At 66.6% G+C, this 16,498-nt stretch carries 14 protein-coding genes and 1 tRNA gene; 7 read left to right on the forward strand and 8 right to left on the reverse strand.

What is annotated here, in order from left to right:
* Window positions 1-2: 2 nt before the first annotated feature.
* From ABL312_RS08445 to rpiA, 5 genes are all read right to left on the reverse strand, one after another.
* The gene (locus tag ABL312_RS08445) at window positions 3-476 is read right to left on the reverse strand and encodes a hypothetical protein (protein ID WP_349360943.1); all 474 of its coding nucleotides are present in this window, start codon (window positions 474-476) and stop codon (window positions 3-5) included.
* Complete coding sequence (locus ABL312_RS08450; RefSeq protein WP_349360944.1) at window positions 473-952, reverse strand: MarR family transcriptional regulator; 480 nt, start codon at window positions 950-952, stop codon at window positions 473-475. Before ABL312_RS08450 ends, ABL312_RS08445 begins: the two co-directional genes overlap by 4 nt.
* Window positions 953-1,182: 230 nt before the next feature.
* Entirely contained in the window at window positions 1,183-2,559 is a 1,377-nt protein-coding gene (gene gor, locus ABL312_RS08455) for a glutathione-disulfide reductase (protein WP_349360945.1), read from the reverse strand.
* Between the two features lie 110 nt (window positions 2,560-2,669).
* Entirely contained in the window at window positions 2,670-3,212 is a 543-nt protein-coding gene (locus ABL312_RS08460) for a DUF2059 domain-containing protein (RefSeq protein ID WP_349360946.1), read from the reverse strand.
* Window positions 3,213-3,266: 54 nt separating this feature from the next.
* Window positions 3,267-3,962: a ribose-5-phosphate isomerase RpiA gene (gene rpiA, locus ABL312_RS08465; protein ID WP_374730190.1), complete on the reverse strand. Its 696-nt coding sequence runs from the start codon at window positions 3,960-3,962 to the stop codon at window positions 3,267-3,269.
* Window positions 3,963-4,315: 353 nt separating this feature from the next.
* On the opposite strand from rpiA, the gene ABL312_RS08470 reads away from it, so the two are divergent.
* Both ABL312_RS08470 and ABL312_RS08475 read left to right on the forward strand, forming a co-directional pair.
* A complete protein-coding gene (locus tag ABL312_RS08470; protein WP_349360947.1) occupies window positions 4,316-6,043 on the forward strand; it encodes a methyl-accepting chemotaxis protein in 1,728 nt (575 codons plus the stop codon).
* Between the two features lie 95 nt (window positions 6,044-6,138).
* Complete coding sequence (locus tag ABL312_RS08475) at window positions 6,139-6,816, forward strand: HAD family hydrolase (protein ID WP_349360948.1); 678 nt, start codon at window positions 6,139-6,141, stop codon at window positions 6,814-6,816.
* 157 nt (window positions 6,817-6,973) lie between these two features.
* Here ABL312_RS08475 and ABL312_RS08480 read toward each other — a convergent pair whose 3' ends face one another.
* Entirely contained in the window at window positions 6,974-8,869 is a 1,896-nt protein-coding gene (locus tag ABL312_RS08480) for a methyl-accepting chemotaxis protein (protein ID WP_349360949.1), read from the reverse strand.
* Between the two features lie 444 nt (window positions 8,870-9,313).
* Complete coding sequence (locus ABL312_RS08485; protein WP_349360950.1) at window positions 9,314-10,441, reverse strand: hypothetical protein; 1,128 nt, start codon at window positions 10,439-10,441, stop codon at window positions 9,314-9,316.
* Window positions 10,442-10,703: 262 nt separating this feature from the next.
* Between ABL312_RS08485 and ABL312_RS08490 the strand changes: the two genes are divergently transcribed.
* A tRNA-Val gene (locus ABL312_RS08490) sits at window positions 10,704-10,778 on the forward strand.
* A 167-nt stretch (window positions 10,779-10,945) separates the two neighbouring features.
* Window positions 10,946-11,146, forward strand: coding sequence for a hypothetical protein (locus ABL312_RS08495; protein ID WP_349360951.1), 201 nt, complete (start codon window positions 10,946-10,948; stop codon window positions 11,144-11,146).
* Between the two features lie 79 nt (window positions 11,147-11,225).
* Here the strand turns inward: ABL312_RS08495 and ABL312_RS08500 are convergent, their stop codons facing one another.
* The gene (locus ABL312_RS08500) at window positions 11,226-12,083 is read right to left on the reverse strand and encodes a hypothetical protein (protein ID WP_349360952.1); all 858 of its coding nucleotides are present in this window, start codon (window positions 12,081-12,083) and stop codon (window positions 11,226-11,228) included.
* Window positions 12,084-12,579: 496 nt separating this feature from the next.
* Between ABL312_RS08500 and ABL312_RS08505 the strand changes: the two genes are divergently transcribed.
* From ABL312_RS08505 to ABL312_RS08515, 3 genes are all read left to right on the forward strand, one after another.
* Window positions 12,580-13,611: a GlxA family transcriptional regulator gene (locus ABL312_RS08505; RefSeq protein WP_349360953.1), complete on the forward strand. Its 1,032-nt coding sequence runs from the start codon at window positions 12,580-12,582 to the stop codon at window positions 13,609-13,611.
* A gap of 315 nt (window positions 13,612-13,926) precedes the next feature.
* Window positions 13,927-15,570 carry a PAS-domain containing protein gene (locus tag ABL312_RS08510; RefSeq protein WP_349360954.1) on the forward strand — a complete coding sequence of 548 codons (1,644 nt, stop codon included), beginning with the start codon at window positions 13,927-13,929 and terminating at the stop codon, window positions 15,568-15,570.
* A complete protein-coding gene (locus tag ABL312_RS08515) occupies window positions 15,567-16,391 on the forward strand; it encodes a response regulator (protein ID WP_349360955.1) in 825 nt (274 codons plus the stop codon). The genes ABL312_RS08510 and ABL312_RS08515 overlap by 4 nt, the downstream gene beginning before the upstream one ends.
* The last annotated feature ends 107 nt before the right edge of the window (window positions 16,392-16,498 follow it).

Here is a 16,498-nt window from a genome sequence, read left to right on the forward strand (position 1 = left end):
ACTCAGGCGGGGCGCCGCCGCCGCAAGCGGCCGGTCATGGCGAGCCCGTCGGCGATGTTGCGCCCGATCAGGGTCAGATTGACGGCGCCGGCGACCAGTTCCACGGCCTGAACGGCATAAAAGCTCGTGTCGAAGGACCCGGCTTGCGCCTTCATGGCGAGGAAGACCGCCGAGGGTACGAGGATCAGGATCCCGTTCGCCGCGATGAACGGCATGCGCCGGCGCTTGGCATCGACCCGCCCCCCGCCGCGCCCGCCTGCGAGCGAAAAGCCCGTCGCCCCGGTGACGGCGAGCGCGGGGATCAGCACGATCATGGCATAGAGGATCGTCTGCTTGACCGCCGCGACGGTCGCATGGGAGCCGAACAGCTCCGAAACGACCGTGGAGAGCCAGAAGCTGGCGATCAGCAGGAAGGCAAGCGCGCCGGCGCTGCGGTGGGCGATGCGCTTGGCGGGCGCGGGCGTGGCGGATGTCATGAGGTCTCTCCTTCGAACCGGCGGAAAATCCCGCGCATCACCGTGAGCGCCGTGTCGAGATCCCGCTTCTCCAACCCCTCGCACAGGCGCTTCGCCCAGGCGATCTGGCGGCGGTCGGCCTCGGCATAGGCTGCCTGTCCGGCCCGCGTCAGCGCGACGAGACGCGCGCGTTTGTGGTCCGGGTTGTCCTCAAGCGCGAGAAGTCCGGCACCCACCATGTCGTTGACGACCCGCTGCACCGCCTGTCGGGTGAGCCCCATGCGCCGCGCGATCTGCGCCACCGTCAGCGCCCGGCCCTCCAGCGCCACGGCACCCAGCACCTGCCAGCGCGCGCTGGTGAGCCCGAGATCGGCCACCAGCGCGTCACCGACGGCAAGAAGCGCGCCGTTCAGCCGGAACGTCTCCAGAATGAGATCCGTGAGCGCCCGGCTTTCGCGGCTGTGCGTCGCGGGATCGGTCTTGTGCGGCCTGTCCATGCAACAAGCTTACGAATTGACAACATGCTGTCAATTTAAACGGCGCAGCTGCGTCGTCGCGCCGCAGTCCCTCTGGTACGGACCCGTCACGGAGCGCCCCGCCCCGCCCCCGCGAGGAAGCGGGCGAGATGCGTTTCGGACTGTCGAAAAGGGTCAAGACGGCGGGCGGCGCCTCGGATGTCAGGCGTCAGCCGTCGGGCGTAAGGCGCTCAGGCGCCGGGCGTGAAGCGTCAGGCGCGCAGGCGTTCGCTCGGCTCGCGCATGGTGACGAGCTCTTCCGCCGCGGTCGGATGCACGGCCATGGTGGCGTCGAAATCGGCCTTGGTCGCGCCCATCTTCAGCGCGATGCCGAGAACCTGGACCAGTTCTCCGGCATCGGGACCGAGCACATGCACGCCCAGCACCTTGTCGGTGTCGGCGTCGACGAGCATCTTGAGCAGCATCTTTTCCTCGCGGCCCGAGAGTGTGTGCTTCATCGGGCGGAAGCGGGCGCGATAGATGTCGATGGATTTGTGGCCGGCGGCCGCTTCGGCCTGCGTCAGGCCGACGGTGCCCATCTCGGGCTGGGAGAAGACGGCCGTCGGGATCATCGAATGATCCGCCGCCCAGGTCTTGCCGCCGAACACCGTGTCGGCGAAGGCATGGCCCTCGCGGATCGCCACCGGCGTCAGGTTCACCCGGTCGGTCACGTCGCCGACCGCATAGATCGACGGGATATTGGTGCGCGACTGGGCATCGACCACGATGGCGCCGTTCGCAGACATCTCGACCCCCGCGCTCTCCAGCCCGAGCCCGGCGGTGTTCGGGCGCCGGCCGATGGCGAACATGATCTTGTCCGCCTCGAGCGCGGCACCCTGCCGGGTCCGGCCGAGCAGGCTGCCGTCCCCCGCCTTCTCGATCGACGTGAAGACATCGCCGCAAAGGACTCGAATGCCTTTGTTTTCCATCTCCTCGTGCAGCGCGGAGCGCAGGTCGTCGTCAAAGCCGCGCAGGATCTCCTCGCCGCGGTAGATCAGCGTCGTCTCGGCACCGAGCCCGTTGAAGATCCCGGCGAATTCCACCGCGATGTAGCCGCCCCCGGCGACCACCACCCGCTTGGGGAAGTCGGCGAGATGGAAGGCCTCGTTGGAGGTGATCACATGCTCGCCGCCCGGCAGCGCGGGGTCGACGTTGGGCGTCGCGCCGACGGCGATCAGGATCGTCTTCGCCCGCACGCGGCGCTCGTCGGACAGGAGCCGCACGGTGTGTTCGTCTTCCAGCAGCGCCCGGCTGTCGAACATCTCGACGCCGGCGCGCTCCAGGTTGCGGCGATAGACCCCCTCCAGGCGGGCGATCTCGCGATCCTTGGCATCGACCAGCCGTTCCCAGTCGAAGTGACGATCGCCGACCTGCCAGCCGAAACCGGCGGCGTCCTCGAACTCTTCCGAGAACTTGGAGGCATAGACGAAGAGCTTCTTCGGCACGCAGCCGCGAATGACGCAGGTGCCGCCGTAGCGATACTCCTCCGCGATCCCGACCCGCGCGCCATGCCCGGCCGCGATGCGTGCCGCGCGCACGCCCCCGGACCCGCCGCCGATCACGAAGAGATCATAGTCGAAATCGCTCATTGCTGCCTCGTCGTCCCTGCCGCCGCGCACAGTCGGCCCGTGCGGTCGCGGCGCGTCGGTTCCCCGTCAAGGGTCCGTCCGCGCCTGCAATCGCTGCTGTCAACCGCCGCTTACTGGCTCTGCGTCGCGCCGCCCGAGGCGTCGGGGGCCTGAAGGCTTTGACCGAGGCGCTCGCGCACCACCGTGACCATTTCGGTGGAAATGGTATCGCCCCACTGCTTGGCCGCGCCGATCGACAGCGCGCGCATCTCGGGCTCCATGCGCGAATACTTCTGACCGAGGTCGGTCTCGTAGAAGGCTTCGAGCTCCTTCAGTTCCTCGATCGAGAAGCGGCGCGCCCACACCTCGTAGACGAGCTGGTTGAGCTCCGGCCGGCGCTCGGCCATCTCCAGCGCGACCTCGTTCACCACGGCATCGATCTGCTGGGTGTTGGCCGGGTTGCTCTGAATGAAGAGCGTGCGCGTGCGATCGGCCATCAGCGGAAGGATATCGTCGAAGGCGCGGATCGCGTTGGCGGCCCGCACGGTGTCGCGCGCGGCGGCCAGATGCTCCTCGGAGATCTCTTCCTGGGCCAGCGTCGCGGCCGGCGCGCCGACGAGCAGAAGCCCGGCGCAGACCGCGGACATGAGCGAATGGCGAAGCGTCAGATACATCGGGTACTCCATGGAAAACAACGGTCGCGCCCGCGGGCACGGCGCCATTGATCGTTAATCCGGCGCCGGCGTGAGGCGCGTCACCCCCGCCTCGCCGGCAAGATAGGCGGCATCCGCGATGCCGATGAACAGGCCGTGGTCGACCACGCCCGGAATCTCCAGAAGCGCGCGCGACAGGGCGTCGGCATCCGCGATCTGACCCAATTCGATGTCGAGAATGTGGTGACCGCCATCCGTCACGAAGGGCGTGATGCCGCCACGCAGACTCACGCGCCCGCCCTGTCCGAGCCGCACCAGAACGGCATCGATCGCGCGCCGGGTCGCGGCCAGACCGAAGGGGACGACTTCGACCGGCAGCGGAAAGGCGCCGAGCCGCGCCACCTTCTTGCTGGCATCGGCGATCACGATCATCCGCGCGGACGCCCGCGCGACGATCTTCTCGCGCAAGAGCGCGCCGCCGCCGCCCTTGATCAGGGTCAGCCGGCCGTCGAGTTCATCGGCGCCGTCGACCGTCAGATCCAGTTCCGGGCAATCTTCGAGCGTGGTGAGCGGCACGCCGAGCTCGCGGCACAGCGAGGCGGTGCGCTCGGAGGTCGGGACGCCGACGATATCCAGCCCCGCGTTCACCCGTTCGGCCAGCGCCCGCACGAAATGCTCCGCGGTGGAGCCGGTCCCGATCCCCAGCCGCATGCCGGTCTCGACCTCGCCAAGCGCGGCTTCCGCCGCGGCCCGTTTCAACTCATCGCTCATGTCGATCCGTGCTCATGTCGATCCGTGCTCATGCCGATCCGTGCTCATGCCGATCCGTGCTCATGCCGATCCGGCTTTCGTGAGGGTCTGCGCGATCACGCCGCGTCGAGCGCGGGTGTAGCATGGCCCGCGCCCGAGGCAAAGGGAGAGCGCCGGCATCGAAGCACCCGGCAGCGCCCGGTTGCATGACAGGTCACACGCGCCCGGGATTATTTCCCTTGCGTTAACCAAGCATTCAATTCGAAAGGGCACTCTGCAGCGACGTATTTCGCCGGCGCGATCGACCCGGCGCCGCCCCCTGGAGAGACCGAATGCGCCTCTTTTCGTTATCCGGCCGCAAGGATGTTCGGGCGTTGACCGCATCGGACCTTTCGGACGACGCAGAAAACCTTCAGTCGGCGGAGCCGACCGAGATTTCCCTTGCGACAGGCCAGCAGACCTCCCTGACGCTCGACCTGATGGAGAGCGACCTGCGGGCAGCGGCCGCCAAGATCGGCAGCGGCGCGGAAGCGCTCGGGGCGCGGGTGGAGGAACAGCTCGGCGCCCTCTCCTGCATCCGGGAGCGCTCCGACGCGCTGCGCGAAGAATCGCAGCAGGCCGACGCCACGGCCCGCGACCTGTCGCAGGCCGTCGAGACGCTGGCCGAGGCGAGCGCGGAGATCGACACCCAGGTCGAGACCTCCACCCGGCTGGCCGAGGAAGCGCGCGAAGTGGCCGACACCGCGAGCCACGGCATCGAGGACCTGCAGGCCGCCATTCGCGACATCGCCAATGTCGTGCAGCTGATTTCCGACGTCGCCAAGCAGACCAACCTTCTCGCCCTCAACGCGACCATCGAGGCGGCGCGCGCGGGCGAGGCCGGCAAGGGTTTCGCCGTCGTCGCCAACGAGGTCAAGGCGCTGTCGGTGGAAACCCAGTCGGCCACCGACGAGATCGTCGCCAACATCGGCCGGCTGCAACGCTCGGCCGAGGGCAGCATTCTCGCCGTCAACCGGGTGATCGGCGTGATCGGCGAGATCCTGCCGAGCTTCGAGGTGGTGGCGGGTTCGGTCGCGCGACAGATGGAGACCTCCCGCTCGGTCGGCGACGCGGCACGGCGCACGGCGGACTTCGTGCGGGCGGTCACGGAAAAGGTCGAGGACATCGGTGCCGCGACGCAGACGGCCGAGGACGCCGGCGCCGCCGCGCGGCAGGCGTCGAACGGCATGCGCGACCTCGGCGCCGGCCTCGGCCACCGCTTCACCATGATGATCCGCCAGACGGAGATCGGCGACCGTCGCCGCACCGACCGCCTGCCGGTCGAGATCGCCGGCACGCTGACGCAGGCAGGCACCACGGTTCCCGTGAAATCGCGCGACCTGTCGGACGGTGGCATCCTGCTGGTGCCGCACGCGGACAGCGACACGCTTCGCCCCGGCGCCGCCGAAGCGGAGCTTGCCGGGCTGGGACACACGCGCCTGCGCATCGTCGCGCGCTCGGACAACGGATTGCATTGCGCCTTCGACGCGGTCTCGCCCGAGTTCGGCGACGCCGTCGCCCAGGCGCTCACGCGCAGTCGCGATGCGCTCGCGCCGCTGATCGCCTGCGCCCAGAACGGGGCGGCGCGGATCGTGGAGGCGCTCGACGCGGCCCTTGCGGCACGGCGGCTGACGCTGGACGCGCTGTTCGACACCGACTATCGGCCGGTCCCCGACACCGATCCGCAGCAGGTCACCACACGCGCCCTGGGTGTCCTTGAGGAGGTCCTGCCGCCGATCCAGGAGGACATTCTCGCCGCAAGCCGGGGCATGGCCTTCTGCGCGGCCGTCGACCGCAACGGCTATCTGCCGGTGCACAATCTGATCTACTCCAAGCCGCAGCGCCCCGACGATCCGGGCTGGAACGCCGCGAACTGCCGCAACAAGCGGATCTTCGACGATCGCGCCGGCCTCAGCGCGGCGCGCAACACCCGCCCCTTTCTGGTCCAGACCTATCCGCGCGACATGGGCAACGGCACCATCGTCTGGATGCGCGAGGTCGACGCGCCGATCCTCGTGGACGGACGCCACTGGGGCGGGTTCCGCACCGCCTACAAGCTGTGAGACCACAGACGGCGCCTGCACGGTCCTTGCGCCTCCGCCCCGCCCGGGGTAATCGAGCGGCCCGTGTCGTGTTTCCCGGCGTCGTGAAGAGGCTCATGTCCGCATCCGTCTTCGTCTTCGATCTCGACGGCACGCTCGTCGACACAAAGCCCGATCTGGCCGCCGCGCTGAACGCGGTGCTCCACGCCGAGGGGCTCGCCCGCGTGATGCCCGACGCGCTCGGCCATCTCTACGGTCAGGGGGCTCGGGCAATGCTGTGCAGGGGCCTTGCGGAAAACGGGATCGACACGCCGGACGAAGGGCTTCTCGACCGTCTGCAGACGGCCTTCATCGCCCATTACGCGGAGCACATCGCGGTCGAAAGCCGTCCCTTTCCCGGCGCGCTGGAAGCCGTCGCGGCCTTACGCGCTCAGGGCCACAAGACCGCCATCTGCACCAACAAGAAAGAGCATCTGGCGCTCCGCCTGCTCGACGTCCTGGGCCTGACGGGAAGCTTCGACGCCCTGGTCGGGGGCGACACCTTCGCGTGCTCCAAGCCGCATGCCGAGCCGCTGCTCGGTGCGATCGCGCGCGCCGGCGGCGAGCCGACCCGCGCGGTGATGATCGGCGACAGCCGCACCGACATCGACGCGGCACGCAACGCGCGGATTCCCGTCGTCGCCGTCACCTTCGGCTATAGCGACACGCCCGTGGCACAGCTGAGCCCCGATGCGGTGATCTCGCACTTCGATGCGCTGGCGCGCGCGCTCGCCGATCTTTCCCACACCGCATGACCCGTCCGCACCGACCGGGTCTGTAGCGCCGGGGCGGCCGGCGAAACCCGTCACGCTCCCACGTCCCGCATGCTCACCGGGACGCGGGCAAGGACGAAAAGGGCGACGCCTTCGCGCCGCCCCTGCCCTTCGTTCGGTATCGCCGCTTGAAAGCCGGTCAGGCGGCGCGGATCTGCGTGAGGAAATCCGTGACCCGCGAACGCAGCTCGCTGGCCTGCCCCGACAAGGCCGTCGACGCGGTCAGCAGGACACGGGCGCTTCTTCCGGTATCGGTGGCGCCTTCCGAGACCTGTGCCAGCGTTTGCGAGACATCCTGCGTTCCCGCGGCGACCTCATGCACATTCCTCGAGATCTCGCCGGTGGCGGCGCTTTGCTGCTCCACCGCCGCCGCGATTTCGGACGAAATCGCCGACATTTCGCCGATCACCGAGCTGATCCCCTCGATCGCCATCGCCGCCTGACCCGAAACGGTCTGCATGGCCTGGATCTGGGTCGCGATTTCCTCCGTCGCCGAAGCGGTCTGATTGGCGAGCGTCTTGACCTCGGAGGCAACCACCGCGAAGCCCTTGCCCGCCTCGCCGGCGCGCGCCGCCTCGATCGTCGCATTCAGCGCAAGGAGGTTTGTCTGCGCCGCGATGTCATTGATGAGCTTGACGATCTGGCTGATCTTGTCGGTCGTTGCAACGAGGCTCTTCACGGTCTCGTTGGTCTCTGCCGCCGCCGTCGAGGCTCGGTTGGTGATCTTGTTCGACGCGCTCACGCGGCTGGCGATTTCGGCGATCGATGAGGTCAGTTCTTCCGAGGCGGCCGCGACGGACCGGACATTGACAGCAGCCTCCTCGGACGCTGCGGCTGCGGTCGAAACGCCTTCCGAACTCGCCTGCGAAGTGCCGGTCAGCTGTTCCGCCGTCTTCTCGACCTCCTCGGTCGCACGGCGGACTTCCTCCAGTGCACTGCCGACATCCGCTCCGAACTGCTCGATGAGTCGCTCGACGGCTTCCACCCGTCGCTGTTTGGCCGCCTGTTCCGCCTCCTGCTCCGCATGAAGCCGGCGACGTTCGACGGCATTCTCCTTGAACACCGCGACAGCAGAGGCGATGGCGCCGATTTCGTCACTCCGCGCCAGACCGGGAACGACCGTCTCGAGATCGCCATCGGCAATGCGGCTCATGGAGTGCGTGACCTGCGCAAGGGGTCGCGCGAGCAGCTGCCGGAAGACGGTTCCAAGCGTCCCGATCATCACGACGATCGCGATCCCGGCCGCGATCAGCACGGTCCTGCGGAAATCCGTGACTTCGGCAAAGGCAACGCCGCGATCAATGGACATGCCAACATGCCAGTCCACGCCCGGCAGACCGGGAATTGGCTCGAAACGCAGCAGCCTTTCGCTGCCATCGACGCGGACCGCCGACTGAAGCGCATCCGAAAGGGCGAGATCGCCGTCCGGGAAACTCTCCGCGAGGGTCCGCGAAATCTGGTCCGCCTCCGGATGGATGAGAATCTTGCCCTTGCCATCGACGATGAACAGGTGCCCGAGGTCACCCAGATCGGAGTCCACCAGCATCTGGCGCACCGTATCGATGGCGAAGTCGCTTCCGACAACGCCGACGAGCGCTCCGTCCACGAAACGCGGCACGGCAACGGTCACCGTCAGCCCGCCGGAACTGGCGTCCATGTAGGGCTCGGTGAGGGTTGGCCCACCCGCTTCGGCCGCGGCCTTGTACCAGGGCCGCTGTCGGGGATCGTAGCCTTCCGGCAACTCGATGTCCGGCCAGGCGATCATCTTGCCCGCCTCGGTTCCGTAGTAGGTCAGATCGAACGTCTCGACGAGCGCGGGAAGGTCGAAGCTCTGCGGCCGTATCGCCTCGTTTTCGAGGTCCCGGAGGGATTGCGCGGCTGCTTGCGTCAACAGGACGCGGCTGCCGAGCCAATTGTCGACGCCCCGCGCCATTGCCTTGCCCAGAAACGAAAGCGTTTCATCGACCTTTCTGGAGGCTTCCATTCGCTTGGTCGTATCGTTGTAGAAGGCGAAACCGGCGAAAACGATGACCACGACGAGCGTCGCGGCCGCGAGTATACGGCTCATCAAGCCGCGACCCGGGGTTCGAGAGCGAGACATCGACATTTTTGCAAGACCTCCAGGGGCCGGCTCGGGTTTCGCCCGAGTTCCGTAGCGGCACAGTGAATTCCTTTGAAACTCACCTAGAGGAGATTCGTAACAAAAGGGTTTCCTGCGTTCTTCTGAATCAAGACGCACGGCAATAAAAACAAACAGAACAAGTAATACACCTGGATCCGCAGGGACTGCGAATTCTGCCCGGTCGAACCCAAGCTGTCAGAGCGCCGACACGGCCTGACACCGGCGGCGTCTGCTCCATCGGGCAAGCGAACGGCGAGATCTCGCAGGCATTGCGACCCGGCCCGGCAAACGATCGAAGAAAAACCGAGGCATGAAGCGGTCGCCGCCTGCACGTTTTGCGCAACCCGGTGTCGGCGGTCAGAAGTCGTTGACGAGACGCGACCAGCTCTCGGACGCCAGGCCGCCGGCGTAGAAGCGGCCCGACTCGACCGCCTCCCGCAGTCCGTCGTCGACCGACGCATAGAGAAAATATCCTCTGTGGCGAAAGCCCATGTGCGGCTGCACCTGGAGGGCCGCGAGCAGGAACTGCTGCGCCATGCCGTGCGCCATCGTGTGACCCTCCGCATCGAGACGCACGAGCAAGGCCTCCACCGCCGCCGCCTCGTCTCCGGGCGCGCACAAGAGGTTCAGCACCCAGGCCGGCCCCTCGGGCTTTGCGTAATAGGCATAGGCCGCCTTGATGCCGCCGGCCGCCGTCTCCGCCAGCGCGAACGACAGCTGTCCGCGGCGATGGTTGCGCGCCGCCATGGTCGCGATCCATCCGAACTCGGCGCATTGCCAGTCGGGATACACTTCGAAACGTTTCAGGAATGCGTGTGCCGCCTCCGCGAAGGCCGCCGCATCGACCGCGCGCAGCGACAGCGTTTCGGCCGCGCGGGCCGGCCCGGCGGCCCGGCGGAACACACCGTCGGCCAGCGCCGCGGGCAGGCGCGACACCTGCCGCACCACCGCTCCGCCCGGGCCGGACCACCTGCGCCGCGTGCGATGGAGCAGATGCGCGGACGGGCGGAAGACGCGCCGCCATTCCAGGCTTTCCACGGGCAGCACCCCGCCCTTCAGGGCCTCCCAGTGGCGCGCGCTCCTGGGAACGGCGGTGTCGGAGAACAGAAGATCGTAGTGCGAGCTGCGCAGATGCTTGTGGAGCGCGGCGGCCCCGCGCAAACCCTGCTGGCCGTCGGCCATGAAGGAGCACAAGAGGCGCGCGGCCACGCTCTCGCCGCTCACGCGAAAGCGCATCGGCACGCCGATGAGGGCGGCCCGTATCCGTCCGTCGGAGGCTTCGTAGACGATGCTGCCGTTGTCGCGATTCAATACGGGACTGCCGAAGCAGAACTCCGACAGATAGTCGACGAGATCCCCGCAGGCGCGACGCTTGCCGCCGCGAAACACAGACAGGAACATCGTGGCCACCGCCTCGACGTCACGCGGCTCCATCGGCCGCACGCCGGTTTTCGCGACCGGCGGAAAATCCCGTTCAATCCGCATGCGTGGTCTCAGTCCCCTCCACGACACGGTCTCCCGCACCTTGCCGCACCCGCAGGCGCTCCCTGCCCCTCAATGGAGCGCGAGGATCGCATGGGGCCATTGCCAATCGATTAATCGCGCAAAGAACGAACATCTCGCGCAGTGCAACCCGTCGAGACGCCCACCGGCATCCCGGCGCCGCGAAGCGTGTGAAAAACTGCGCCACGGGACTTGCGGAGCCGGGAGGCTTCCTTTAGATACCCCTCACCGGCCGACAGGCTACGGGCGATTAGCTCAGCGGGAGAGCGTTCCGTTCACACCGGAAAGGTCACTGGTTCAATCCCAGTATCGCCCACCATTCTTTTCAACGACTTATACTGAATATACGGAACGGCCTCTGGTTCAAGTGAACCAGACGGATAGGCTTTTTCGATAGTGTCCCAGTTTGAAATCAAGCCTGATTGACAAGGTATCGAATGTCGACCCGGCTTCCTATATGCTTAGGGGTAAGCATAAGGAGGAATCATGCAGCAACTTGAACGGCTGCCGACCCGAGAAGAATTCGGCCAAAACGTCTTGAAACAGCGAGAAACTGCTTTTCAGATGGAGCAAGAGGCCCTCGCCTCAGGCAATACGCGAGGCGCTAAGGATTACTCAAAGATCGTTCGTCAGTACGACAAATTGATTTATGAATATGGGTTAGATCGCTATGCCGACCTGACCTAAAGGACAAAAGCGCCCCGCCCACGCCGACGAAAAACTCGGCGAAGATCTGGTGCGGAACCAACGCGATCAACCGCCCTCGTCACGTCGCCCCGTCGTGCCGGGCGGCGATCCGCGCCAGCAGGACGCGGTAGGCGGCGTGTGTGTGGGGTGCAGCGGTGCGCACCAGAAACGACAGCAATTCCGTGCCCTCCAGAACATCGGCGACATAGGCGTTGGCGAAAGCCTCGGCCGCATGTGCGATCGTGAGCGTCGGTGTTCCCAGATGCCGGAACCTCCGATAATAGGCCCGCGGCGGACCGCTGCCGCGCGCCAGATCGTAGACCGCGCCGATGAAGGCGCCGACCACGGCGAACCCGTAGATCTGGAGCCGCGGATCGCACGCCGGAGACCGCCCCGCCGGCGCCCCCCGCCGGGCGCGGATCAGCGCGGCCAGCGCCTCTTCCATGCGTCCGGCGCGCCACTGCCGGGCGACGCGACGGGCCTCCCGCCGGTCGGCGATCAGCGCCAGCAGACATGCATGCGCCGCCGGCGGAAACTCCGGCATCTCCCGCCCCTCCCCAGCGACGCGCGACCGCGCCGCGACCCAACGCTCGCCGATCCGGTCGCGATCCCGGCGAATCGCCGGGGCAAGCCAGATCGAGCGGCCGCCCTGGTCGGCCGGCCGCCCGTGCAGATCGATCGCATGTCCCATTTCATGCGCGAAGACGCCGACCCAGATGGCCCCGTCGGGCATCGCCTCGAAGCGGGCCGGCGCGACGATATAGTGTCCGTCCGCCCGATAGGCCCCGCGCGCGCCGGCCGGGAACTTGCGTTTGACCGGCGGGGTCGCATTGAAGGCCAGAATGGCGACGGGATTCGCGTTCTCCGACAGATGCTTGACATAGTGACGCTCGAACGCGGTGCGTTCTGCGAAGCGGGCGGCCTGGCCCCTGGACATGCGCTCTCGTGGTTTCGGACGGCAGGACGCGGGCCCGGTGCGGGCCCGTCTGCGTCGTCACGGTGCAACCGCTTGAATTACCGGGGACTTAATCGCAAGAGGCACGGTTTCAGTCGATCGGCGACGCACCGGAATAGAGCGGGCCCGCCTCGCTGAATTCGCGCATCGCGTCTGCCAATTCTTTAGAAATCCGGGAGACATCCCGGCACGCGCACAAATTTTCCCCAACGTCTATCGGTTCGCGCATGCCCTTGGCGGACGCGCGACGACGCTGCGCGGGCCATGCCGACAACCGATCCAGAAGACATTTTCATGAAAGGTGCGCCGCACAACGAAGAAATACAATATTTAATTCAGTATTACTTGATATCGCAATGCGTGATTTGATTTTTCCAGTATTGAAGAATGTTTTTATTTGACAGGCCCGGTGACGAGGATCAGGATTTTCGGAAAATAGAAACGACCCTTCCGGAACACTTGAACGCGGGCACAGCGCATGTCGGCACACGCTTCCAGCGACGTCCAGTCGATCGCCATCATCGTTCTCGATCAGTTTTCGCTGATCGCCTACACCTCCACGATCGAACCGATCCGGCTCGCCAACCGGGTGCTGGGCGAGGATCACTATCGGTGGAAGACCTATTCGCTCGACGGCAACGCGGTCCAGGCGAGCAACGGCTGCCGGATTTCCGTCGACGGATCGATCGCGGATCTGGACGACGCCGACATCACGCTGATCTGCTCGGGCGTCGACGTGGAGCGGGTTTTCCTGCCGCGCGAACTGGGCACCAAGCTGCGCCGGCTGAACGCGCGCGGGCGCACCTACGGCGCCGTGTGCACCGGCTCCTATGTGCTGGCGCGCTTCAATCTTCTGGAGGGCCGGCGCTGCACCATCCACTGGGAGAACCTGCGCTCCTTCCGCGAGGAGTTCCCGGATGTGGATGTGTCCGGCGATCTCTTCGCCATCGACCGCAACTGCATCACCTGCGCCGGCGGCATGGCGGCGCTCGACATGATGCTGCGCGTGATCGCGATCCAGCACGGCGCCTATCTGGCGCATGAGGTCGCCGAAGTCGCGCTCTACCAGAACATGCGCTCCGGCGAGAGCGCGCAGCGCCACGATCTGGAAAGCCGCACCGGCATCTCCAACGTCAAGATCCTCGATGCCATCCGCATCATGGACCTGCATATCGAGGATCCCCTCTCCTGCCAGCAGCTCGCCATGACGGTGAGCCTGAGCCCGCGCCAGCTCGAGCGGCTGTTCCGCCGCCACTTCGACTGCACGCCCGGCCAGTATTACCTGAAGCTGCGGCTGGAAACCGCGCGGGACCTCCTGCGTCGCACGAACCGGGCCGTGCTCGACGTGGCCATCGCCTGCGGCTTTGCCTCCACGTCGCATTTCACCAAATGCTACCGCGAGCGCTACGGCTGCACGCCGACCGAGGAGCGGCAGTCCTATTTCTGGGCCCATGGCGCGCGCAAGGGCGCCCGTACGCGCGCGCCTCTCGCCGCCGTGACCGGCAGTTGATCCCCAACGGTCGCGCGACGCGCCGGCCGGCAGTCGGAAAGGCAAGCCCGTTTCATCCGGCCATTTGCACTGGATGCAGTAACGGCACGTCCGGGCCCGACTTCCGGGCCAAACGGCTTGACCTGACGGCTTTCTCAACGTCTTGCCAGACGATTGGGCCGGGACAACTGCGCCCGGATCGCCCGGCGAGAAAGCTCACGTTACGGCACATGCAATTCCTGTAACGCTTCATTCTCCAATTCTACGAATACCCCCGCACGATTCCGATTTTGTTCATCGATGCGACGTAGCGTTCGCCTCAAAAGGACGGATCGCGTGCAGCATTACATCAGACAAGACCTCTCCCAGGACAGGGTTCTCGGGAACCTGCTGGGCACGGCGCATCAGGGCCTGATGATCGTCGATTCCGATCTTCGGCTGGTGCTGGCCAACGAGACGGCCGTCCGCCTGCTCGGTCTGCCGGCCGACCTGGTCGCCGCGATGCCCACGCTCGCCGACCTGCTCCGCTTCGCCGCCGAACGCGGCGATTTCGGCCCCGGCGACCCGCGGACCCATGTGGAGGCCGGCCTTGCCCGGGTGCGCGCGCGCCGTCCGTTCGACTTCGAGCGCCGCGATCATGCGGGAACCGTGCTGCGCGTGCAGGGAACGCCGACCCAGGACGGCGGCTTCGTCACCTTCTACTCCGACATCACCGAAGCCCGGCGCCATGAAGACGCGGCGGAAGAGGCACGCCACGTGCTGGAACACCGTCTGGAGGAGCGCTCGGCCGAACTGCGGCGCGGCCGCGACCTGCTCTTCAACGCCGTGAACGCGGTGCGCGACGGGCTCGCCATTGTCGACGAGCGCGGCACCATCGTTCTCGCCAACGGCACCTTCAAGCGGCTGTTCAGGACCCCGGAGCGTCCGGAGCTCGAGGGCGCCAACATTCTGGAGGTCTTCGAGACCTCAGGCCCGCCCGGTCTGGCCGAGGCGCTGGAGGGCCTCGACACGGACCCCGAAATCCCCTGCGAGTTCCGCTTCGGCCGCGAGACCTGGTATCGGGTGAGCCGCCGCCCCATCGGCGCCGACGGAACGCTGACCTACAAACTCACCGACGTCACCGCCTTCAAGAAGCAGCACCGCGTCCTGCAGCGCCATGCCGACAAGCTCGTCAAGCTGCTGCGCAACGAACAGAAGATCAACGAGTTGCAGCGCGAGTTCGTGTCGATGGCCTCGCACGAGTTCCGCACGCCGCTGGCGATCATCGCGAGCAACGCCCAGCGTCTGCAGCGCCGCCTCGACAAGGCGGGCACGGATGCGGGCGCGCCGGCAGTCGACGCCGAGACCCTGACCGCGCGGCTCGGCAACATCCGCCAGTCGGTCGACCGCATGCAGTATCTCATCAACCGCTTCCTGAGCTTTTCGCAGGGACAGTCCGGCATGCTGGAAATCTCGCCCGTCCGCACGCCCCTGCGACCGCTGGTCGAGGCGGTCTGCGAGCACCGTCAGAAGGTCTGCGAGACACATCGGCTCGATCTCGACATCGCCGATCTGCCGGAAATGGCCACCATCGACGCCAAGCTGATCGAGCAGAGCCTCGACAACCTGATTTCGAACGCCGTCAAATATTCGCCCGGCCAGGAGCGGGTGCGCATTCACGGCTTCACCGACGGGCGCTTCGCCGTCATCCGGATCGAGGACACGGGCGTCGGCATCCCCAAGAAGGAAATCCCGAAGATCTTCCGGCGCTACTACCGCGCCTCGACGGCGAGCGGCATTCCCGGCACCGGGATCGGGCTGCACATGACGGACATGATCGTGTCCGGACACGGCGGCCGTCTGAACGTCTACAGCGAGGTCGGCAAGGCGACGACCGTCGAGATCCGCATTCCGCACAGCCGGAACGAGGCGGAGACCGGCGGGCCCGCTCTGCCAGAGGACCCGGAAAACCGGCCCGTCGAAAAGGAGGTCGCGCAATGAAGAAAGCCGCCAGGATCCTGTGCATCGAAGACGAACCGCTGCTGTTGCAGGACCTCGTGGAGGAACTGGAAGACGCGGGCTATGAGGCCATTCCCGCCGCCGACGGTCAGGCGGCGCTCGACCAGCTGCGGCAGGTCACGCCGGACCTCATTCTGTGCGACATCATGATGCCGCGCATGAGCGGTCCGGAGCTGCTGGCCCATGTCCGGGAAAAGCTGCCCGCCCTCAGCCGCGTGCCCTTCATCTTCCTGACCGCGCTCGCCACCCGCGAGGACATCATCCGGGGCAAGAAACTGGGCGCCGACGACTATCTGACGAAACCCCTCGACTTCGACATGCTTCTCGCCACGGTGGAAGCGCGCCTGAAGGAGGTCGACCGCATCGACCACGCCCACAAGGAACAGCTTCTCAAGATCGAGAAGGCGATCCGGCACCTGACCCCGCATCACAAGGGGCCGTTGCGTGTCGCAATCGTGAGCGCTTACCCGAAGATCACCGAGCCCATCCGCGCCGCCCTCGACGAGTTGGGCTGCGAGATCACGCTGGTGCCGGAAGATACGCTCGCCCGCAAGAAACTGGCGGTCGACGGCCACGACATCCTCCTGCTGCTCTACAGCAAGGTCGTGCACTACTACCTGCAATATGTGACGAGCACGCAGATCCGCCCGGCCCATGGCAAGGTCGTTCTGCTCGCGCCCCCGAACCTGACGGCGGACCAGCGCACCGGCCTGCTGGAAACCGGCATCGACGGCTACATCGACTATCCCTACCGGCCGGTGGACGTGTTCAAGATCGTCATGGACCGCCTTCAGGCGGCCTGAGCAGCGGTCGGCTGCGGAGCGCCCGCAAGAGCACGGACCCGACCCGGGGCCGAAGAAAGCACGCGGATATGAAAAGGCGGCGCCGGGGGCGAAACCGGCGCCGCCTT

Source organism: Stappia sp. (assembly GCF_040110915.1).
Taxonomy (GTDB): domain Bacteria; phylum Pseudomonadota; class Alphaproteobacteria; order Rhizobiales; family Stappiaceae; genus Stappia.